Origin of the sequence: Streptococcus lactarius (genome assembly GCF_016642265.1) — a bacterium.
GTDB lineage: Bacteria > Bacillota > Bacilli > Lactobacillales > Streptococcaceae > Streptococcus > Streptococcus lactarius.
On sequence record NZ_MRXX01000011.1, the window covers coordinates 54,512 to 76,512 of the forward strand.

The 22,001-nt window shown below is 42.1% G+C and carries 17 protein-coding genes and 3 pseudogenes; 4 read left to right on the forward strand and 16 right to left on the reverse strand.

From position 1 onward, the window contains the following. Nucleotides 1-28: 28 nt before the first annotated feature. The 9 genes from dnaJ to BTU61_RS08330 all read right to left on the reverse strand — a co-directional run bounded on the left by dnaJ (nt 29) and on the right by BTU61_RS08330 (nt 9,487). Complete coding sequence (dnaJ, locus tag BTU61_RS08290; RefSeq protein ID WP_200773135.1) at nt 29-1,162, reverse strand: molecular chaperone DnaJ; 1,134 nt, start codon at nt 1,160-1,162, stop codon at nt 29-31. Between the two features lie 526 nt (nt 1,163-1,688). Then, nucleotides 1,689-3,515 (reverse strand): molecular chaperone DnaK, encoded by a 1,827-nt coding sequence (dnaK, locus tag BTU61_RS08295; RefSeq protein ID WP_200773136.1) that lies wholly within the window; start codon nt 3,513-3,515, stop codon nt 1,689-1,691. A gap of 245 nt (nt 3,516-3,760) precedes the next feature. Continuing rightward, entirely contained in the window at nt 3,761-4,282 is a 522-nt protein-coding gene (grpE, locus tag BTU61_RS08300) for a nucleotide exchange factor GrpE (RefSeq protein ID WP_338058539.1), read from the reverse strand. A gap of 24 nt (nt 4,283-4,306) precedes the next feature. Further along, nucleotides 4,307-5,341 carry a heat-inducible transcriptional repressor HrcA gene (gene hrcA / locus BTU61_RS08305; RefSeq protein ID WP_200773138.1) on the reverse strand — a complete coding sequence of 345 codons (1,035 nt, stop codon included), beginning with the start codon at nt 5,339-5,341 and terminating at the stop codon, nt 4,307-4,309. A 168-nt stretch (nt 5,342-5,509) separates the two neighbouring features. Then, nucleotides 5,510-6,277: a M15 family metallopeptidase gene (locus tag BTU61_RS08310; RefSeq protein WP_200773139.1), complete on the reverse strand. Its 768-nt coding sequence runs from the start codon at nt 6,275-6,277 to the stop codon at nt 5,510-5,512. After that, entirely contained in the window at nt 6,270-6,968 is a 699-nt protein-coding gene (locus BTU61_RS08315; protein ID WP_200773140.1) for a histidine phosphatase family protein, read from the reverse strand. The genes BTU61_RS08310 and BTU61_RS08315 overlap by 8 nt, the downstream gene beginning before the upstream one ends. Nucleotides 6,969-7,088: 120 nt before the next feature. After that, nucleotides 7,089-7,778 carry a histidine phosphatase family protein gene (locus tag BTU61_RS08320; RefSeq protein ID WP_200773141.1) on the reverse strand — a complete coding sequence of 230 codons (690 nt, stop codon included), beginning with the start codon at nt 7,776-7,778 and terminating at the stop codon, nt 7,089-7,091. 86 nt (nt 7,779-7,864) lie between these two features. Next, nucleotides 7,865-9,202: a PFL family protein gene (locus tag BTU61_RS08325; RefSeq protein WP_200773142.1), complete on the reverse strand. Its 1,338-nt coding sequence runs from the start codon at nt 9,200-9,202 to the stop codon at nt 7,865-7,867. An 18-nt stretch (nt 9,203-9,220) separates the two neighbouring features. Continuing rightward, nucleotides 9,221-9,487: an ACT domain-containing protein gene (locus tag BTU61_RS08330; protein ID WP_003004214.1), complete on the reverse strand. Its 267-nt coding sequence runs from the start codon at nt 9,485-9,487 to the stop codon at nt 9,221-9,223. 508 nt (nt 9,488-9,995) lie between these two features. Here BTU61_RS08330 and BTU61_RS10385 point away from each other — a divergent pair. The 3 genes and pseudogenes from BTU61_RS10385 to BTU61_RS10405 all read left to right on the forward strand — a co-directional run. Then, nucleotides 9,996-10,103, forward strand: a pseudogene (locus BTU61_RS10385) (YSIRK-type signal peptide-containing protein); the annotation flags it as partial. Between the two features lie 306 nt (nt 10,104-10,409). Further along, nucleotides 10,410-14,291, forward strand: a pseudogene (locus tag BTU61_RS08335) (alpha-L-fucosidase); the annotation flags it as partial. Nucleotides 14,292-14,384: 93 nt separating this feature from the next. Next, nucleotides 14,385-14,513 (forward strand): LPXTG cell wall anchor domain-containing protein, encoded by a 129-nt coding sequence (locus BTU61_RS10405; RefSeq protein WP_478078802.1) that lies wholly within the window; start codon nt 14,385-14,387, stop codon nt 14,511-14,513. A 217-nt stretch (nt 14,514-14,730) separates the two neighbouring features. Here BTU61_RS10405 and BTU61_RS08340 read toward each other — a convergent pair whose 3' ends face one another. The 4 genes and pseudogenes from BTU61_RS08340 to BTU61_RS08355 form a co-directional block, all read right to left on the reverse strand. Then, nucleotides 14,731-15,831 (reverse strand): VanZ family protein, encoded by a 1,101-nt coding sequence (locus BTU61_RS08340; RefSeq protein ID WP_200773144.1) that lies wholly within the window; start codon nt 15,829-15,831, stop codon nt 14,731-14,733. A 197-nt stretch (nt 15,832-16,028) separates the two neighbouring features. Next, complete coding sequence (locus BTU61_RS08345; protein WP_200773145.1) at nt 16,029-16,664, reverse strand: TetR/AcrR family transcriptional regulator; 636 nt, start codon at nt 16,662-16,664, stop codon at nt 16,029-16,031. Then, complete coding sequence (locus BTU61_RS08350) at nt 16,657-17,685, reverse strand: NADP-dependent oxidoreductase (protein ID WP_200773146.1); 1,029 nt, start codon at nt 17,683-17,685, stop codon at nt 16,657-16,659. Before BTU61_RS08350 ends, BTU61_RS08345 begins: the two co-directional genes overlap by 8 nt. Before the next feature lie 182 nt (nt 17,686-17,867). Beyond that, a pseudogene (locus tag BTU61_RS08355) lies at nt 17,868-18,466 on the reverse strand (rhomboid family intramembrane serine protease). Between the two features lie 316 nt (nt 18,467-18,782). Between BTU61_RS08355 and BTU61_RS08360 the strand changes: the two are divergent. Then, nucleotides 18,783-18,986 carry a CsbD family protein gene (locus tag BTU61_RS08360; RefSeq protein ID WP_200773147.1) on the forward strand — a complete coding sequence of 68 codons (204 nt, stop codon included), beginning with the start codon at nt 18,783-18,785 and terminating at the stop codon, nt 18,984-18,986. A gap of 235 nt (nt 18,987-19,221) precedes the next feature. On the opposite strand, the gene BTU61_RS08365 is transcribed toward BTU61_RS08360, so the two are convergent. From BTU61_RS08365 to pezA, 3 genes are read right to left on the reverse strand one after another with little or no spacing between them, the layout of a single operon-like run. Continuing rightward, a complete protein-coding gene (locus BTU61_RS08365) occupies nt 19,222-20,478 on the reverse strand; it encodes an MFS transporter (protein WP_200773148.1) in 1,257 nt (418 codons plus the stop codon). Between the two features lie 52 nt (nt 20,479-20,530). Continuing rightward, on the reverse strand, nt 20,531-21,301 hold the full coding sequence (gene pezT / locus BTU61_RS08370) for a type II toxin-antitoxin system toxin PezT (protein WP_200773149.1): 771 nt from the start codon (nt 21,299-21,301) through the stop codon (nt 20,531-20,533). Continuing rightward, nucleotides 21,301-21,777, reverse strand: a complete 477-nt coding sequence (gene pezA / locus BTU61_RS08375) for a type II toxin-antitoxin system antitoxin PezA (RefSeq protein ID WP_200773150.1) — start codon at nt 21,775-21,777, stop codon at nt 21,301-21,303. The genes pezT and pezA overlap by 1 nt, the downstream gene beginning before the upstream one ends. Between the last annotated feature and the right edge of the window lie 224 nt (nt 21,778-22,001).

Here is a 22,001-nt window from a genome sequence, read left to right on the forward strand (position 1 = left end):
CCTTACTCAAAAGGAAACTCGTTTATTCTTATAAGTCATCCAAGGCATCTTTCATCTTATCAAAGAAGCCTTTTTTCTTTGGATTTACCTTGATATCACCAGCTTCCGCAAATGCACGAAGAGCTTCTTTTTGCTTGTCATTTAAACCAGTCGGGGTAACGACATTGACTGATACGTACTGGTCTCCCATGGCACCACCACGAAGACTAGGCGCTCCTTTTCCACGGAGTCGGAATTTCTTACCGGTTTGAGTCCCTTCAGGAATGACTAAATCGACATCTCCATGGACAGTTGGCACATGGACCGTATCTCCAAGAGCTGCTTGGACAAAGTTCAGATCTAGCTTGTAGTAGATGGTTGAACCATCCCGTTCAAACTGATTACTTGGCTCTACACTGACAACGACATACAAATCACCATAAGGGCCACCGTTAAAACCTGCTTCTCCTTGCCCTGCTAAGCGGATTTGTTGACCTGTTTCAACTCCTGCAGGAATCTTGACGTTCACGCTATGGGCTTGCTTTTCATGACCTGTTCCACGACAAGTCGTACATGGATCTTTGATTTCTTGACCACGACCATGACAGACATCACAGGTCACTTGACGGCGCATCATACCAAGAGGGGTTTGCGTATCGACATTGATGACACCAGAACCATGACAGCGACCACAAGTCACTGGACTCGTACCTGGTTTCGCCCCAGAGCCATGACAAGTATGACAGCTGGATTCCCGATTGTACTTCACTTCTTTTTCAACACCAAAAATCGCTTCTTCGAACTTGAGATTGACGCGGTATTGGAGATCATCTCCTTGACGAGGAGCATTAGGGTTGCGGCTTGCACCGCCTCCAAAGAAGCTAGAGAAGATGTCTTCAAAGCCACCAAAACCAGCGCCATCAAAGCCACCAAAGCCACCAGCTCCACCACCGAAGCTACCATTAGCACCCGCAGCACCATATTGGTCATAAGCCGCCCGTTTTTGTTCGTCACTTAAAGTCTCATAAGCTTCTTGAACTTCCTTGTACTTTTCCTCAGCACCAGGCTCCTTGTTGATATCTGGGTGATATTTTTTAGATAATTTCCGATAGGCTTTCTTGATCTCATCTTGAGATGCATTTTTAGAAACGCCCAAACGGTCATAAAATTCAGTATTGTTCATTTAAGATACCAAGACCGTAAAATTCGACTGAAAAATAGGAAATCTGACGCAGGAGCGATGCTCCTAGACAGATTTATCTTTTTTCCGAGAATTTAGGTCGGGTTCAGTTCCTTTCTTTTATATCGAATTAGAAACTTTGGAACCCGTGTTCAATTACTCGAACACTCTTTGTTCCTTTCTTTTATATTGCGAATCAAACCTCGATTTAGGTCGGGGTCGATTCCTTTCTTTTATATCGAATTAGAAACTTTGGAACCCGTGTTCAGTTGCGAACACTCTTTGTTCCTTTCTTTCTAGTGTTGCGAAACGAACTAAAATATTAGCATCGTCCCATTTTACCGAAAAACAGAGGCTGGGTTGCAACCTCTGGATTTCTTTTTATCATTTACTAGTAAGGCTGAATTGAGTTTCAGCTTAAATCGAGCACGCCCTAACCTCTTGGTGAAAAAGACAAATCTTTCTAGAAACTAAAGTTTCTGCGTCAGATTTCCTATTTTCACTGTGAGGTTTTAACGGGCTTTGCATCTTACTTCTCCGTAAACTCTCCGTCTACGACGTCATCGCCGCCTGCGTTTCCTGTTGTTTGTGCGCCTTCTGCTCCTGCTTGAGCTTGTTGTGCTGCTGCAGCTTGTTCGTAGAGTTTAACGGCAAGAGCTTGAGCTTTTTCGTTAAGAGCTTCCAATTTAGCCTTCATGTCATCAAGATTGCCTGATTCTTGAGCTTTCTTAAGGTCATCCAATCCTGCTTGAGCTGCGTCACGTTCTGCGTCGAAGCCTTTACCTTCAGTTTCCTTGATTGTCTTTTCAGTCGCAAAGATCGCTTGGTCTACTTCATTACGAAGGTCAACTTCTTCTTTACGTTTCTTATCTGCTTCAGCGTTTGCTTCGGCATCTTTCATCATTTTTTCAATTTCTTCATCTGTCAAACCTGAGTTTGATTGGATAACAATTGTTTGTTCTTTTTGAGTTCCAAGGTCTTTGGCTTTAACAGATACGATACCGTTCTTGTCGATGTCGAATGTTACTTCGATTTGTGGGATACCACGAGGTGCAGCTGGGATATCAGTCAATTGGAAACGTCCAAGAGTCTTGTTATCCGCTGCCATTGGGCGTTCACCTTGAAGAACGTGGATATCAACGGCTGGTTGGTTGTCTGCTGCAGTTGAGAAGACTTGTGATTTAGAAGTTGGAATTGTAGTGTTACGTTCGATGAGTTTTGTAAATACTCCACCCATTGTTTCAATACCAAGTGACAATGGCGTTACGTCAAGAAGGACAACGTCTTTGACATCACCAGTGATGACACCACCTTGGATCGCAGCACCCATAGCAACTACTTCATCAGGGTTCACTGATTTGTTTGGTTCTTTACCAGTTTCAGCTTTAACAGCTTCAACAACAGCTGGGATACGAGTTGAACCACCAACAAGGATGACTTCATCAATTTCTGACAAGCTCAAACCTGCATCTGAAAGAGCTTGACGAACTGGAGTTTTTGTACGATCTACGAGTTCACGAGTTAAATCGTCGAATTTAGCACGAGTCAAGGTCATTTCTAAGTGAAGAGGTCCAGCAGCACCAGCGGTGATGAATGGCAAGCTGATTTGAGTTGAAGTGACACCAGAAAGGTCTTTCTTCGCTTTTTCAGCTGCATCTTTCAAACGTTGAAGCGCCATCTTGTCTGTTGACAAGTCGATACCATTTTCTTTCTTAAATTCTTCAACCATGTAATCAATAATTTTTTGGTCAAAGTTATCACCACCGAGTTTGTTATCCCCTGCAGTTGCCAATACATCGAAGACACCGTCACCCAATTCAAGAATAGACACGTCAAATGTACCACCACCAAGGTCGAATACCAAGATTTTTTCTTCTTTATCTGTCTTATCCAAGCCGTAAGCAAGGGCTGCTGCAGTTGGTTCGTTAACGATACGTTCTACTTCAAGACCAGCGATTTTACCAGCGTCTTTAGTTGCTTGACGTTGAGCATCGTTGAAGTAAGCTGGAACTGTGATAACAGCTTTAGTTACTTTTTCACCAAGGTAATCTTCAGCGTAACCTTTCAAGTATTGAAGAATCATAGCTGAGATTTCTTGTGGTGTGTATTCTTTACCGTTAGCAGAAACTTTTTCAGAAGTACCCATCTTAGATTTGATAGAGATGACTGTATCTGGATTTGTGACTGCTTGACGTTTTGCAGCGTCACCAACGATGATTTCACCGTTTTTGAAGGATACTACTGAAGGTGTTGTGCGGTTTCCTTCTGGGTTTGCGATAATTTTTGATTCAGTTCCTTCAAGAACTGCTACTGCTGAGTTTGTTGTACCTAAGTCAATACCGATAATTTTGCTCATTATTTTTTCCTCTTTTTAATTTAATTTTCCTTTTGATACTCTTCTTAAGTGGCGACGCCGTCAGAGCTTGACTTCGCCAATCTCTTTGACTAAACTTTGAGCCTAAGGTCTCAAAGTTTGCGAAAATAGCGCCACGGCGAAGAGCATCGCCTTTGGTTCGCTTCGCTCACTATTAGTAAAGCTGAACCAATGTTAATCTTTCTTTCATAGTTTATTGTCGTTTCGGACAAGGTAAGTTCTTTAGCCTAATTGTAGACAACTACCATAGCCGGTCTTAAGATGCGGTCATGGAGTTTGTAGCCTTTTTGGAAGACTTGTGCGATGGTGTCTGCTGGATGCTCGTCATCTGCTGGCATGGTTTGAATAGCCATATGGTAGTTATGATCAAAGTCTCCTTCTGCCACAATTTCTTCAATGCCTTCTTCTTTCAAGGCATGTACCAAACTTTCTTGGACCATTTCCAAGCCCTTCTTCACATCATCTGTTAACCCTTCAACGGCAAGGGCACGTTCGAGATTGTCCAGTGATGGTAAGATTGCTTTTGCCAAATCTTGACTACGGTATTTTTGTAATTGTTGGCGTTCTTCATTGGCACGGCGCTGAATGTTTTGCATTTCTGCGTGAGCACGAAGGTATTTGTTTTCAAATTCATCTGCACGCGCTTGTGCTGCTTCCAATTCAGAAGGTTGCTTTTCTTCTTCGACAGTTTCTGTCGTCTCTACAACTTCCTCATCTTTCACATCTTCTTTTTTGATATCTTCTGTCAAGGCATACACCCCTTTCATTTGGTCTTAATTTACTTCATAATGGTTGCTGTTGAGGTAACGGTAGTAATCCGTCAACTTCATGACGAGGACTCGTCCGATAACATTGACGAGACTCACAACACGTCGGTAGTCCATCTCAACAGGACCGATCACATGCATCAGTGCGACTCCTCGATAAGGAATTAGGAACTTGTGGCTAATGACGGTCACATTTTTCAAGGCTGGATCTTTTGATTCTGCCACCAATACCTGAGTCAGTTGGTCTTCCGGAATCCCCGCTCTCAACTCGAGGGCTACGTGTTGGGAATTATCCAAGAACTGATAGGTTGAGAGATCGGCATAGCTTAACGATGAAACCTTTCCTTCAACGAAGACCAGCTCTTTAAATAATTGTGAGAAGATGTAATCAAAGAGATCCAATACATTGTCTGTCGTCTTGAAATAACGCTGTACGATCTGTGGAATCTCTGTTCGCAAGCGGTAGTGAATATCCAGGACCGTATTGCCAACAAAGCGTTCTCTCACCAACTGATGGAAGATTTCCAGATCAGTGGTCAAGAAATTCTTTGGAATGGCAAACTGAACGGTTACCGGCTTTGATTCATCTAAGGTCAAGACTGCTAGGGCATCATGACTCGATAATGGTACGATATCAAAACCTGTCAGACGCTGTCTGGTAGGCTCAACATCTTGGATCACGGCAGTGTAACCCGTCATCTGGGCTAACAACTTCGCGGTGGCATCCAGGATATCTTCTAACCGAAAGGCTTCAAAATCAAAGCCTTTCACCACTTGGTAGATGTCTTGCTCATCAATCAACTCCAAATCGAGCGAGTTCTGAACAAAATATTGAAAACCTGCTCGGCTTGGCATTCGACCGCTAGACGTATGGGCCTTTTCTAGTAAACCTTGTTTTTCGAGAGCAGCCATGTCGTTACGAATCGTCGCACTACTGGATTGAATGATATTCTGAAGAGCTTTAGAACCAACAGGTTCGTGGGTCTTGGTAAACATATCGATGACAAGATTTAAAATCTCATTTTGACGTTTTGTAACCATGACCTCACCTCTCTTTCACATTTAGCACTCGATGCACTCAAGTGCTAAACCATGATTCTATTATACACCCATCCAGAAGAAAGTCAAGAGAAAAAACCAAAAAAATTAGCACTCTTTTTAAAAGAGTGCTAAAAATCATTCTTCAGACCTAGAAAGGGCCATTTCTTGCTACTTACCGTCTTTTTTTAAAAGTTGGATGTATTCTTCTAAGACCAGATTGTGGGCCTGCATATAGCGAGCGGACTCCACTCCAACATAACGGAAATGCCAATTTTCAAAATTCACACCCGTAATGTTGCTCTTGCCATCTGGATAGCGAAGGACAAAGCCATATTGCGGTGCAATCGCAGCAAGCTGTAGACCTAACTCATCGCTTTGCCCTGCCTCTACACTCATATCAATCGCAAGTCCTGTCTGGTGCTCACTAGCACCTGGAACTTGCACTTGGGTTTGCACTTGTTTCTCAGCCTCTTCTTGCGAAAGACCGTTAGCTTTCAACTGATTGACACGTTCATTATAGAGTTCGGTTTGATCAGCCACACTACGATAACCGGATATCAAGGTCTCTTGAGGAGCGATTTTTCGAGCGGCTTCTAAAAATTGTCGGGTTGGATCCACAATCCGACTATCCACTTTGATAGCATCGATATCCGTCAACTGTGGGTTCAGCTCAGGCTTGACATTTTCGCGATTGACCAAGATCAACTGCCAATCTTTTGTCGAGACAGCTGGTAGATCGGATCGTTTTTTCTTGGTTGAAGATGGAGTCGTTACAGCTCCTTTTTTAGGCTTCCAAAATACAAGCCCTGAAAAGAGGCTTGGCTTAGCCATATAGGCACCAATTCCTGCTCCAACAACCACCAAGAGAAGCAGGCTCACTAAGTAAGGCCACCATTTCTTGCGCTTTTTTCGTGCTCGCTTGAACTTCTTACTCATGCCCCTCCTCTAGGATCTGCGCTCCTACCTGACGATAGGAGAGATCCCCAACTTTTTTGATGGTGAAAGTCCCCTCTTCATATTCCACGACCGTGACACTTCCATTGTCAAGAACCAATTCCTCTACAGCTTTTGGATCAATCAAGTAGATTAGGGTCGTAATCGTCATACCGTGGCTGACCACAATGGCATTGCCACCGCCTGCTGCTTCTAAGTCCTTGGCAATCGCTTCAAAACCTTCTTTGATCCGTTTGCTTAATTTTTCCCAGGATTCTGCCCAGCCTGTAGTGTCCACTTCAACAATGCCTTCAGCCATTTCCATTAGACTTAGTTTTCTAAAATCATCGATTTGAAAAACCCGAGGGAGAACACCAAAAAAGAGGTCTCCATCATAGGCACCATCAAAGCTACCAAAACACCACTCACGGATACGCTTATCATAGCGATAAGGGATCTTACCGGCCAGGCCCATCTCGTCAAGGATGATGCCCATACTCTGAATCGCACGACCAGAGTCACTCGAAACAGCTTGATCAAAGTCAATTCCAGCCTTTTTTAGGCCAATTCCTAGTTCTTGAACGCCCCGTTCTCCTTCTTGTGTCAGGGGTGTATCCGACCACCCTTGGGCACGCCCCAAGGTATTAAACATAGTTTTTCCATGTCGAGCAATGTATAATCTGGTTTTTGTCATTGTATTCCTCCGTACTTGTCCACTTTATTATATCATGTTTTCCTATCAGACAGAAGGAAAGCTCTTACATTTTTTATCTATACAGCATCCCGCCATGAAAAATAGCCTTTTTCTGATCGTTTAGTCTTTCTGTATGGCTTCACCTATTTGTCGATAACTTGCATCTCCGATTGAGCGGACTGTAAATTGGCCATCTTCATATTCTAAGAGACTGACACTTCCGTTTGGTAATGGCAGATTCAGATTGGCTTTTGCCTGCAACAAACAAATGAGGGTCTGAATCGTCCAGCTATGACTGACCACTAGGGCATTTCCACCCCCTTGTACTTCTACTGCTTTGGCAATTGCGGTAAAACCTTCTAAAATTCGGTGGCTGACTGCTTCCCAAGTTTCAGCCCAGCCGGCTGTATCGACTTGGTAGATGCCATTGACCAAATCTTCTAGAGAGAGGTCTTTATAATTGGTGATATGATACAAGCGCGGGATCACTCCATGAAAAAGCTCGCTTCCATAGGCTCCGTCAAAACTTCCAAAACACCATTCACGGATCCTCTTTTCAAATTGATGGGGAATCTGATCTTTTAACCCCAACTCGTCTAGAATAATCCCCATGGTCTGAATGGCCCGCCCAGAATCACTGGAATAAGCGTGATTAAAGTCCAAGCCGGACTCACGTAGCCCAATTCCCAAAGCTTGAATCCCTCGCTCTCCTTCTGGTGTTAATGGGGTATCAGACCACCCTTGGGCTCGTCCCATTGTGTTAAACATGGTTTTTCCATGACGGATAACATATAAATTTGTCTTAGCCATTCTGATCTCCTTTGTACAATGAAAAAAGTCTGGAGTTTCCTCTTCACAGACCTTTTCATTCTTCTATCTATTATACTAAATTTCTTTTAGTTTTTAAAGCTATGCACAGGTGCTGGAATTTGACCACCACGGGCAATAAAGTCAGCTGATGAGGCCTTGTTCACCTTCATTACCGGAGCATAACCAAGCAGTCCACCCAATTCCAACATATCGCCTTCTTTTCCATAAGGAATGATACGAACTGCTGTTGTCTTTTGGTTAATGACCCCGATGGCTGCTTCGTCGGCAATCATGGCCGCAATGGTCGTAGCTGGAGTATCAGCTGGGATGGCAATCATATCCAGACCGACGGAGCAGATGGCCGTCATGGCTTCCAATTTTTCCAGGTTAATATGACCCGATTGAACCGCCGCAATCATCCCCTCATCTTCTGAGACCGGAATGAAGGCACCTGATAGCCCACCGACTTGGTTACAAGCCATGATGCCGCCTTTTTTCACTTGGTCATTGAGCAAAGCGAGCGCTGCGGTAGTTCCATGGGTTCCGACTACTTCAAGCCCCATCGCTTCAAGGACACGGGCAACCGAATCCCCAACAGCTGGTGTTGGCGCGAGAGACAAGTCGACGATTCCAAACTCAACCCCGAGACGTTCACTAGCCATTTGACCGACTAATTGGCCGACACGGGTAATCTTGAAGGCTGTCTTCTTGACGGTTTCAGCCAAGACATCAAAGCTTGCACCGGGAACTTTTTCAATGGCCCGTTGGACAACACCAGGACCGGAAACGCCGACGTTGATGACAACATCCGCTTCACCAACACCGTGGAAAGCACCCGCCATAAAAGGATTGTCCTCTACTGCATTGGCAAAGACAACGAGTTTCCCTGGCCCCATCGGATCTGCTTCCGATGCTTCTTTAATGATACGGCCCATGTCTCGGACAGCGGTCATATTAATCCCCGTCTTAGTCGATCCAATATTGACTGAAGAGCAGACAAAATCGGTCTCTGCTAGAGCGCGAGGAATGGAATTGATGAGGATTTCATCCCCTTTTTGGTAGCCTTTTTGAACCAGGGCTGAAAAGCCACCGATAAAGTTGATCCCAACTTCTTTAGCAGCACGATCTAGTGCCTTGGCAAAGGGCACATAATCTGTCGCATTGGTTGCTGCTCCGATAATGGAAATCGGAGTGACCGAAACCCGCTTGTTGACAATCGGAATACCAAGTTCCGTCGCAATCTCATCTCCAACAGCCACAAGATCCTTGGCCTTTGTCACGACCTTATTGTAGACTTTTTCCGCTGCCTTATCGATATCTGGATCAATACAATCTAGAAGGGAGATGCCCATGGTGATGGTCCGAACATCAAAGTTCTGCTCCTCAATCATGGCAATGGTTTCTGTTACCTGTTTAATGTCCATAAATTCTCAACCCCTATCTTACAAATTGTGCATGGCATCAAAAATCGCAGCACTTTGGATGTTAATTTTCACATGAAGAGACTGACCGAATTCTTCCAATTCTGAACGAAGCTGGGTGAAATCTTTTTTCTCATCCGATGAGACGACCGCCATCATGGTAAAGTATTCATCCAATACGGTTTGAGAAATATCGTCGATATTGAGTCCCAACTCTGCCACTTTCGTTGCGACACCGGCTACGATTCCTTTTTGGTCTTTTCCGACGACTGTAATAATTGCTTTCATTTCACTGCTCCATTCTATCTATTTGCTTCCATTGTAGCACATTCCCCTTAAAATCGCCGAAAACAGCTGGAATCGTTCGGGGATTCTACTATATCTTACTCGGAGGCTGGGACAAATGTCCTAGTCTCTCAATTGTTTTTGGATTGTCGAGCAAGACGCAGTGGTTGAGTGGGCTCTACTACGCTAATTTCATCAGCTTTTACAGCCCTACTCAACTGTGCGGAGGTGGGACGACGAAATCGAATTCTAACGAATTACCGATTTCTGTCCCACTCTCTTCCTAAAATAGTTTTAATTTCCTCTTCCTTTCTATTGCATTTTCCCTAAAATTTTAGTATAGTTATTATATTGATATTCCTTAAATATTATAAGATAAAAAAGGAGGGATTTATTCTACAAACAATGCAAGGATGATCGCATCCATTTGAACACCACATCAGCATACGATCCAAGTTTCTCTTGGGCTCCAGCAGTAGCTGACTGCTTGCTTACCAGTTAGGAGTCAATTATGAACCGTTACTTTTTTGAAAAAGGATTAACCTTTAGTATCCGCAAGTTAAGCGTGGGGGTTGCTTCTGTCATTGTCGGACTTAGCTTTTTTGCTTCTGGGGTGGCCCATGCTGACGACCAAGCGTCAGAAACCCCTGCAAATCTAGAAAATACTGTCTCAGCTGATAAACCAACACTAGATAGTGCCGCGAAACCTGATCGCGCAGCCCTTCTCCACCAAACCCCTTCCGTCACCGAAAGAGAGGTTCCTACAAGTTCTGAGGATAAGATTTCTGAAAATACATCAGAAAAACCAACTCCCGAAACAACCACTAGAAATTCTGAAATGACTGACATGAAGCTGGATACAGCAAATTCCAATAAACCTTTACCATCTGCTAACACTTCTGAAAGTCCATCCGAAATCAACCATGCCAATCCCGTCACTCCTGCTACTCCTTCCGTTCATACTCAGGATGACGAAGCAGAAATCGGAAACTATGGCCCTCTTCCAAGCAAGGCACAACTGGATTATCATAAGGAAGAGTTGGCTGCCTTCATCCACTATGGTATGAATACCTATACCAATTCTGAATGGGGAAATGGGAAGGAAGATCCAAAAAATTTTAACCCAACCAATCTGGATACAGACCAGTGGATAAAAACCCTAAAGGATGCCGGCTTTAAACGTACCATCTTAGTTGTCAAACACCATGATGGATTTGTCCTCTACCCCTCTCGCTACACGGACCATACTGTCGCTAGTAGCTCTTGGAAGGATGGGAAAGGGGATGTCTTAGCAGAAATTTCAAAATCAGCTACCAAGTATGATATGAATCTAGGAGTCTATCTCTCCCCTTGGGATGTCAATAATCCAAAATATACGGTAGCTACTGAAAAAGACTACAATGAATATTATCTCAACCAGCTTAAAGAAATTCTAGGCAATCCTAAATATGGGAACAAGGGCAAATTCATTGAAGTTTGGATGGATGGTGCTCGCGGAAGCGGCGCTCAAAAAGTCACCTACACCTTTGACAAATGGTTCCAATACATCAAGGAAGCCGAAGGGGATATTGCTATTTTCTCTGCACAACCGACCAGTATCCGTTGGATCGGAAATGAGCGCGGAACTGCTGGTGATCCCGTTTGGCAAAAAGTAAAGAAAGCCAACATTACAGATAATGTTACAAATGACTATTTAAACCACGGGGATCCAGACGGAGATATGTACTCTGTCGGTGAAGCAGACGTTTCTATTCGCTCAGGTTGGTTTTACCATGACAATCAACAGCCAAAATCTCTCAAAGAATTGATGGAAATCTACTTCAAGTCTGTTGGTCGTGGCACGCCATTGCTCCTCAACATTCCACCGAACAAAGAAGGAAAATTTGCTGAGGCAGATGTTGCCCGTTTGAAGGAATTTCGTGCTACTTTAGATCAGATGTACGCAACTGACTTCGCTAAGGGTGCAACCGTTACTGCAAGCTCGACCCGTAAAAATCATCTATATCAAGCAAGCTTCCTTACAGACGGAAACGAAAATACCAGCTGGGCACCGGCAAATGATGCCAAAACTGGGGAATTCACGGTGGATCTTGGGCAAAAGAGACGTTTTGATGTCATTGAACTCAAAGAAGATATCGCAAAAGGACAACGTATTTCTGGATTTAAGATCGATGTCGAACTAAACGGACGCTGGGTTCCCTACGGAGAAGGCTCAACCGTTGGCTATCGTCGCCTTATCCAAGGGCAACCCGTAGAAGCCCAAAAAATTCGGGTACGAATTACAGATGCACAAGCCACTCCTATCCTAAACAACTTCTCCGTCTATAAAGTACCAAGTAGCATCGAAAAAACCGATGGTTTCCCACTCGGGCTCGAATACCATTCAAATACAAGCGCTGATACCGCTGGAACAACTTGGTACAATGAAGCGGAAGGGGTTCGCGGTACTTCCATGTGGACCAACCAACAAAACGCGAGTGCTACATACCACTTCCAAGGAAGCAAGGCTTATGTAGTAGCCACTGTGGATCCCCATCACGGAGAAATGTCCGTTTATGTTGATGGCCAGAAAGTTGCCGATGTACAAACCAAAAATGCGAGTCGCAAACGGAGCCAACTGGTTTATGAAACAGGAGATTTAGCTCCTGGTGAACATACCCTTAAATTGGTCAATAAGACAGGTGAACCGATTGCAACAGAAGGGATCTATACTCTAAACAATGCTGGTAAGGGGATGTTTGAACTAAAAGAAACAAGCTACGATGTTCAAAAAGGCCAGCCCGTAACAATTACCATCAAGCGTGTTGGCGGTCATAATGGAACCGCTACTGTCCATGTAGTAACAGAACCAGGAACAGGGGTTCATGGTAAAGTCTATAAGGATACAACAGCTGATCTGACCTTTGCAGACGGCGAAACTGAAAAAGCAATGACCGTCCCAACTATTGACTTCACCGAACAAGCAGACTCCATTTTTGACTTCAAAGTAAAGATGACAAGCGCCTCAGACAATGCTTTATTGGGATTTGCTAGTGAAGCCACCGTACGCGTGATGAAAGCGGATTTGCTCAAACAGCATGAAAACAACTACGATGATCAGGCAAAACAACTAGAATATAGTCCTGGTTGGCACCATGAAACCAATTCAGCTGGAAAATACCAAAATACAGAATCTTGGGCATCCTTTGGTCGTATGACGGATGAGCAAAAGAAAAACACAAGTGTGACCGCTTATTTCTATGGTACTGGACTGGAAATCAAAGGATTTGTGGATCCAGGACATGGTATTTACAAGGTAAGTCTAGACGGAAAGGTACTGGATTACCAAGACGGGCAAGGCAATGCTTCTGTTCTTGATGGTAAAAAATACTTCAGTGGCAAAGCCTCTAGCCGGCAAGGGGATCAGACCATCGTTCGCTTGATGGACTTAGAAGAAGGCTGGCACGCCCTTCGCCTCCAATTGGATCCTGAACGAAACGATCTTGGCCGAAACATTGGTATTCAAGTTGACCAATTTATCACACATGGAGAAAACAGTGCTCTTTACACCAAAGAAGAAGTCGTTCAGGCCATGCAGCAATGGAAGACGGATTTAGAAGCCTTTGATCAAAGTGATTTAAAAGATACCCCTGTTGCTCGTCAAGCTTTTAAAACAAATTTGGAAACATTCTCTAGACAACTGACAACAAGTCCAGTGGATGTAGAAAAACTCCTACTAACCGTGACTTCTCTGCAAGAAATTCTTGCGAACGATGATAACTTCGCCAAAGTAGAAGAAATTCCAAACCTCAAAAATCCTGAAGAAACCGCTCAACCAAGTAAGCCAACTGATTCGAAAATCGTGTATGACAAGGCCATTCAAGACTTGACAGAAGCCTTTGATCAGAAAGCAAAAGAGTTAACTGGCAATAAAGTAGTTTTGAAGAAATTGGTGGATCTAACCGAGCACGCATTAGCGACAATACAAGAAGCTAAAACACAAGAAGCGCTTGACAAGGCTCTCCAAGATGTCCTAACCGCTATCCACCAGCTTCAAGCCACTCCAAAAGCTGAACCTAGCGAACCAGCAAAACCTGTGGAACCAGCTGAACCTACTAAACCAGTGCAACCGGAAAAGCCAGTTGAACCTAGCGAACCAGTGCAACCTGAAAAACCGGCTGAACCTAGCGAACCAGTGCAACCTGAAAAACCGGCTGAACCTAGCGAACCAGCAAAACCTGTGGAACCAGTTGAACCTAACAAACCAGTGCAACCTGAAAACCCGGCTGAACCTAGCGAACCAACTCAACCGGAAAAGCCGGCTAAACCTAGCGAACCAGCTCAACCTGTTAAGCCAGTTGAACCTAGCGAACCAACTCAACCGGAAAAGCCAGCTGAACCTGTGAAACCAGTGCAACCTGAAAACCCGGCTGAACCTAGCGAACCAGCAAAACCTGTGGAACCAGCTGAACCTGTGAAACCCGTTGAAAAAGTGTTTGCCACTTCCACTCCTTCAGAAGGTGTCAAAGATTTAGTTTATCACCTTCCTAGTCTGGAAATCGTTCACCACGCCCTTCCTTTTAAGACGATTCGCCGTGATACCACTCAACTTGAAAAAGGAAACGAACAAGTCCTTACTCAAGGTAAAGCAGGCGATCAAGTCGAATATATCCAGGTAAATGGAAACGAACGAACTAGTCTACTGATCGAAACCACTCCTCCAGTAGATGAAATCATTGAAGTAGGCACCAAGGAAATTCCTCAGCATTCATTCGGAACAGAGCTCCCTCCAATCGTTGCTCGTCCTGAATATCCATTGCCATCAGAAGTTTCAGTACTGGCAAATCCAGTGGGAACAAGAGTTAACACCAAGTTAGAAGATGCTACACTTTCGCCAACTAAAGATAGCAACACCTCAAGTGTGAAAACCACAAAAGCAGAAAAGCAACTGCCAAACACAGGCGAAGAAACAGCTACAGCTTTACTGTGGTTAGCTACCATCACCGCTATCCTCTCACTCTTAGTATTCCATCGGAAACTAAAAGACTAGTTGAAAAATAACTACTCTAGTGAACAAGATGCATCATGAGTAAAAAGCTGTTTCAATAAGGAACGAGGCACATTTGCCTCGTTCCTTTCTTTCTACTTTTCTGACAAAAATAGTTTCTTATTTTTATTTTGAAAGAATAAAAAGACATCCAAGAAGGTCACCCTGAATGTCTGTCATATCCTTGTTACTAGCAATCGATTTATGTAAACGTCGGAAATTATTTTGATTTTGCCGCATTTGTACGTACCGTACTCTCATACTCAGCTCCAGCTAAACGGTCAAAAGGAAAGCGACGATTGAGCAAGACGATAGCAAGAGTGAGAATCAGGTACAATATAACCACAAAGAAGAGCAATAAAATCATGGACAGGGTTAAGAGGGAATTATCTGTCAAATCGCTATTCAAGAGCGAAATCAAATAGAACAATCCTTGAGGAATCAGATAGAAATAACCCACTACTAGAATCCCCCGCAAGATGGTGTGAAGCCATTTTTGCTTGTCAAAATGCAAGCGAAATTTCAGTAAAGCCATTCCCAAGGTTTTGCCTCGCCACAAGGGAAGCAAACTGAAGTAAAGTGCTAAAACCACTACATAAGGAATCGTCCCTAAACGCTCGATTACCGCATAAAGCAAGGATAGCATCACAAAGTCAATCAAGAAGGCAAGACCCATCCGAAGACCAGATACTCTCGTTCCTACTCGGAAAGAATGCTCGTCAATTTCGTCTCGTGTTGGCAATAACCAAACCAGGAACCAACCGAGCAAGTAGCCTACTCCACCACCGGTGGTATTTTGAATAATATCATCGACATCTGCTAGGCGGTAAGGACACGGATACATAAAATAGAGACCTGATAACTGGGTCAGTTCCAAAAAGAGACTAAAGAGGGCTGTCAGAAGAATCGTTTTCTTAAAACCACACTTGAAATAGTAGCGCAGATACATCCCAAAAGGAATCAACATCAGGACATTAAAGGCAGGCACATAAAAAGTCGGATGCTTAAGAGCTTGAATCCAAGTACCAGTCTGCGCTAAATCAAAGGGGCTCTCCTTGAAAAAATCCACCACAAAAGCAAAGGGATGGAGATTGATCATTTCCGAGTAGCTAGTATGGATCTTACTCGGATCTGGCAGAGGCAAGATCACCAATAGATAGACCGTCAGCAAGTAAAGCATAAAAGAATAGAAAATCAGCACCCGCAATTTATTGACCGAACCATATTTTCGATAATTCAAAATCATGTAGGGCAAGGTCAGCAAAAATGCCAAAAAAGGAAAGAGCTGAACAGCCGTTTTAATAGTAGAGATATACCCCATCGTGTCTCCTTTTTACCGTTATAAAATCACCCTTTGCACAATGACAAAAGGTGATTTCTTCATTGATATTGAATATTATACGGCGCGGTGATGGAAGAGTCAAGTAAGAGGAGGTCATTCCAATTTTTTGAGATTCTTATTGAACAAAAATCAAAGATGAACTCTCTCATTGGAACTTCATTGGTACAGAATAGGCATCACAAGACTATCCTGTTTGCTAGCATTTCAATCATCTCATCTGAAACTTTTCCCACGTCAATTGCTGTACTATTTAGCATGGATGGCACAGCGTAAGATAGCATTAAGGAGATAAGATTACGAATGATTCGTTCATTAGGCCAATTAACTAACTCTCCTTTCGCCTTATAGCTATCTAAAATAGGATTGAGCGGTGTTACAATATTGTTCTGAACGATGCTCCCAGTTTTTTCAAACAAAGATGAATCAATTAAACACCTTGAAAAGAGAATTTTTATAATATCTCTATTGTTGATTAGAAAATTCAGTCGATCTTCGATCATACCCCGGAAAAAAACTGTTACACTTTCATCGTTACACAGAACTTTTTGATCAGTAAACGTTGCAATTGTTTCAGGTATGACCCGATCAAAAAACACGAGAAGAAGCGCATTGAGTATGCCTTCTTTTGTTTTAAAATAGCTAAAAACAGTTCCTTCTGACACTTCCGCTCGGCGTGCAATATCAAGCGATGTAGTTTTTTCAAAACCGATTTCGGAAAATAAGGTTAAACTTGCAATTAAAACACGTTTTTGCTTATCACTCAATCTCATGAGTTGAATATGACGAACACAAGCCTGATTTAGATTATCCATTTTCCTTTCTTCCTCGCTCTCCTTGAATCTCAATCACGCGTTTTCCTCTGGTATGCCCTTTTTCAAGATCCTTGTATGCTTCTTTTATTTCAGGTAATGAGAATGGATAGATTTTATCCAAATGGACTGAAATTTCCCCTTTGGAAACAAGTTCTGAAAGTGTTAGGAAGTCATCATATTGTGAATGCCGTGGTCCTGTAAATTGAGCTCCTTTCAAGATAGCAGAAGGAGATGGAACCAGGGTAGCAATTTGATCACCTCGCAACCCCAATTGGAAACCTAATGTTACATAGCCTCCCCCATAACAATCCAACATCTTGGTAACAGTTGTTCCTGAAAGTTCTTGAATTTTTTCTTTGATCGATCCTTGATAGGAAATCGGGATGGCACCAATCGATCTGAGGTAGTCCGCATTATCAGCACTAGCTATTCCAATAACTCTAGCACCTTTTGAAACGGCATATTGTACTGCAATCGATCCGATCCCTCCCGATGCTCCTGAAATAACAATTGTGTCCTTCGTTCCAATATCGATTTTTCTAAAAGCTCCACCTACCGTTAAGGAACTAACTCCCAAGACTGAGCCATGCAAAAAATCAATGTTAGATGGCAAAGAAGCGACCTCCGTCTCCTTTACACAAATCTCAGTTGCTAATGCTCCTCTTTTTGAACCTAGACCAGGTGCACTTATAATCGTCCCAAAGACTCTATCTCCTACCGAAAACTGATTCACATTTTCACCTACTTCAATGATTGTCCCAGCAAAATCACGTGCAACGCCTCTAGGGAATATAGAAGAAGCTTTCTCAAACCATTTACTAGGATGCCTTAGTTTCATTATACGGGATAACATACGAAGCTGTTTAACACCCTCAAAAATTTTATAATCCACCGGATTTAATCCTACGGCAGCTACCTTGACTCTCACTTGATTTTCCTTTAGTGGTTCTGGTTCTACTTCTGCTAATTCTAAGACATCTATATTACTGAAACGATGAAATTGAACCGCTTTTACAGTCATACAATACATACCTCCATTATAAAATTGAGCGATCACTCAATTTTTGATTATTATAGCATACAACTAGCCACTATTCAATGGTAGCTTCAATTAAAAGAATGCAAAAAGTTTTCATCAAAAAAACGCCCAAGATTCTTCTCTCGAGCGTCTGTTATGGATGACCCTAGCCTGCATTTACTATATCAGGAACCTTTACTTCTCCTCTTCAAGCCTCTACTTCCGATAAAGACCAATAGATAACTCACAATCCCTGAAAGATGCAATAGCGTTGAGATCCATCCGGTAATTGCTGGTAAGAGCATGAGGCCAGATAGAAAAATTAAGAATAGATAAAGCCATTTTACGGTACGTGAAAATTCTTTCCACACGTTTGGCAGGATCATAACCCCTCCGGTCACAAAGGCGTATCCGACAGCAGAAATTCCTGTTGCTTGAATGTCCTGCCCCTGGGTTAAGAGGTGAAAAACGATAGAAGAGAGGACTGTCGTCGTCACAAAAACGATCAAGACTTGTCTAGAGCCTATTTTTCTTTCTAGCAGTCCTCCGAAGGGAAGGATCATGAGTCCATTTAACAACAAATGGACCCATAAAAACCAGATAGGGGCTCCTTTACTGCCATGCATCAGGGTCCCACTGACATATTGCCAACCATAAACCGGCTTCGAATGAAAAGCCAATAGGTCATACATAGCATCCCATAAAAGGAAGTCAATAGACCGAGCAATAAACAGATTAGAGCTAAAGTACTGATAACCGGGTAGGTTGTGAGGATTTTTTTCATGTTCATCTTCTCTTTTTCAAAAAATAACGTTACGATGTTTCCATTCACGATTATTATACCATTTATTTCATTGGAGACAGGAAAGTTTTTTCCTTTTTTCGTTTCAAATCTTTGCTAAAAAACGGAATGTCGTGACTTATTATTCGGTCATTCTTCGTGACCGGAAAGCGATCCTGTTTTTGAGCCGTAGCAAAAATTTGACTATCAATTTCAAAAAGAATATACTCATTCTAATCTGAGACGAATATTTTTAATTTTTTTAAATCAACTGTATCGCATTCAGAGAATAAACGACTAACTTCATGGAGGTGACGCTATGTCATTAGAAGAAAAACTGAACCAAGCCAAAGGCTCTGTTAAAGAAGGCTTCGGTAAATTAACCGGCGACAAGAAAACAGAAGCTGAAGGCACTGCTGAAAAAGTTGCTTCAAAAGCAAAAGAAGTTGCTGAAGATGCAAAAGAAGCTGTTGAAGGAGCTATCAAGGGCGTGAAGAATATCTTTCACAAAGACGATAAATAAGCTTTAATGTTCTAAATCCACTCAATTTTCTATCGTCGTATTCGACTTAGAAAATAGGGTGGTTTTTTGTTTGCTTCTGATTCAATTAGGTAAACAAAAAACACCTGAAAGGTGCTTCCTGGGCGTATTATCACTCTTTTGAATTGACAATTTCCAATCCCAGCCTTGCTAATATTAGCAACATACTGGTTTAGCCATCGAACAGATAGGTGGAGTTGGGCCGATTAATATTTTCTTATATCGTTACCTCTACTTTTTTAATTGTATATAGAAATGCTAGCAAAACTAACACCATATACACTACTGCTATGTAATTAGAAGGTAGATAGATGACCAAGGTCGAAAACAATAATCTGGAGATAACATCCCCCATTTGGAAGTAGGTCACCATTCCACCAAATATGGTCGCCAATTTCGTTTCATCTATATGATTAAATATGATCGCGCCCATTTTAGGGTTTATCGCACTAACGAATACACTCGAAAGAAAGGATGCAAATAGCATGAAATAAATATTTTGGTAGTAAAATGCAATAAATGAAAGCAAAACAGTCATTAAATTCATTTTTAGCAAAGCTCCTATGGAGAGGCTTTTAAATCTTTTACTAATCAGAATGAAAGCACCTCCTAAAATCCCTCCAGCAACCGTACTAATGCCTAAAAGTGAGATGGTGGTTGCTGTATTCATAATGGTCAGAGCAGAACCTTTAGAAAGATTAACGACAACTAATGGTGTGAGAATAGCTAAGCTTCCATTAAGAATCGGTATCACAAGTAGGGCAGCCTTCATATTGCTAATACTAAATAGATGCTTGATGGAGAGTTTTAAGTTTGACATGATCTCGGAAAACAAAGCTCTGAACTGAAATGTAGAGCCCGTGCTAGACGAGGTTTGATCGTCATAATTATCATCAATTTGATGTTTGATCACTAGCATGATGAACAAACTAATCGCAAAGGTCAGAGAATTGATAAGAGCTAAGTGAAAGAAACTAAGAACCGTGATCAAAAAGGCCCCCAATGATTGATTGACAATGTTCATGGTTGACGTTACCGTCTGCCTAAAAGCCATCGCCTCTTCTCTCTCTGATTTTTCCACAATTCGATTCGAAATTGGGTAGAAAAGACCATTTTCAAATTGTCCCAGTGTATCTGAGACAAGATTCACCATACTAGCCAGTATGACTACCATAATAGATGCCTTAAAATTCATCACCATAGCCACTAATAAATACAAACCTACCCGTATCCACAAGGTTTTAATAATGGTCTCAACTTTATTCAGTGTCCTATCTGCAATGATTCCAAAAAATACTGTAAATAAGATCGGGATCGTCTCTGATAGATTGATGATTGAAACAGCCAGATTACTGTCTTTCAGCTCCGTCACATAGGTCATGAGAGCTATAAAGTATAAGGTGTCTCCAAAATTTGATATCAGATCTGAAAGCAGAACTCTTAAATATAGCTGATTCTTTAAAATTTTTCTCATACGTCTCCCTTACTGTGTAGCTTAAATCTTCGCTGTATAAAAAGATTCTCTCTTACTTTTTAGTTTCCGTGTTGAACTCCCTCAACCGTTCTTGTCCCAACTTCAACATTTCTTTCTCCACCTTACTCAATTTTCCGAAGAGGCATTCGTGTAGAACTTCTGCTGCTGAGGTTTGATCTACTTGCGAATCATAAACGCACGATTGATCTCTTTGAAAAATTTGAATTTGATTAAAAATCTTGTTATTTTCTAGCTCTCGTAAGTTATCAACTAAATGTTCTACAATTCCATCATGGTGCTCTTTGGGAGTCGCTCTAGCTTGACGAGGATCTATAGCATAGAGCTCTCCGTAACGTATCAAGGTGCTAATATAGGACAATTCAGGCTTGGTCGCAATCAGTGCAAGTGAGACTTGGTAACCTCTAGTTGTCAATAATTGTGCCGTTTTTCTAGGAACTTCTGTTGTTCTCAAGGTTCCCTTGATTAACAAATGATAGCCTAGTTTACTCAATTCATCTACGAGATATTCAACCATTTTTCCCGCAAAAACCTTGGTATAATCCACACTATCTTTGCCATACTTTTCCTGTAGGTCAAGGTAGTTGGGATGAAAAGAGCGATAACTATCTCCATCAATTATAATGATATTTCCTTGAAATTCCCTTTGTTTAATACGATGAATCGTAGTTTTCCCAGCACCACTCTGTCCACCTAGCAAGATAGCCTTGGGCTGAGACGAAGTTGTTTTACCACGAGTTAAAGAACGAACGAGTCGTCTGGATGCTCGTTCAAAATCATCTTGACTAAACTCTTCTAGTTTCATTAGGCCACCACCAGATGACTAGCTTGTTCTAGCATCCGTTCAATGCCATCCAAATAGCCATTAAATCGCTCTACTTCATCAAAAGTCCCCACAAGATAAATCTTCGTGTTCAGCAAATCAGACAAATCATCGCTCATTAGAACCCAAGGATTAGAAGTATCATCAAATGCAATTCCTTGTTCATCTTGAAAACGATAAAGTTGCGCTAAGATATTCGCCCCTCGTTCTTTAATCACTTCAATTTTCAGGGTCAACTGGTAATCTTCTACTGGTGTGAGCATCTTTTCCTCCCCTACGATATCGATATAGGAAACATTAAATTTCTGGCAGATACGATCTATTAATTCTGTCGAAATTGAACTTGTTCCATTTTCATAACGACTTAGGCTATTTCGAGAGATACCAACAATCTTTGCGAACTCAGGCTGGGTTAGGTTATGTGTTTTACGTAACGCTTTAATATTTTCTCCGATCATGAGAGCCCTCCTTTTATTTATTTCTATTATAGCACAAAAAAGATAAACGCACCATTTTTGGTGCGTTGTTGCTAATGGATAGAATACCACATATTTAGTTATTGAAGAAAAAGTACTATGAGACTGTTCAAAAAGTCTTTAAGAATATAAAAAAGTAAGAAAACTACAATCGAAAACATATTGGAGATATGAATCTATGATATACTAGTGATAATAAATAGTTA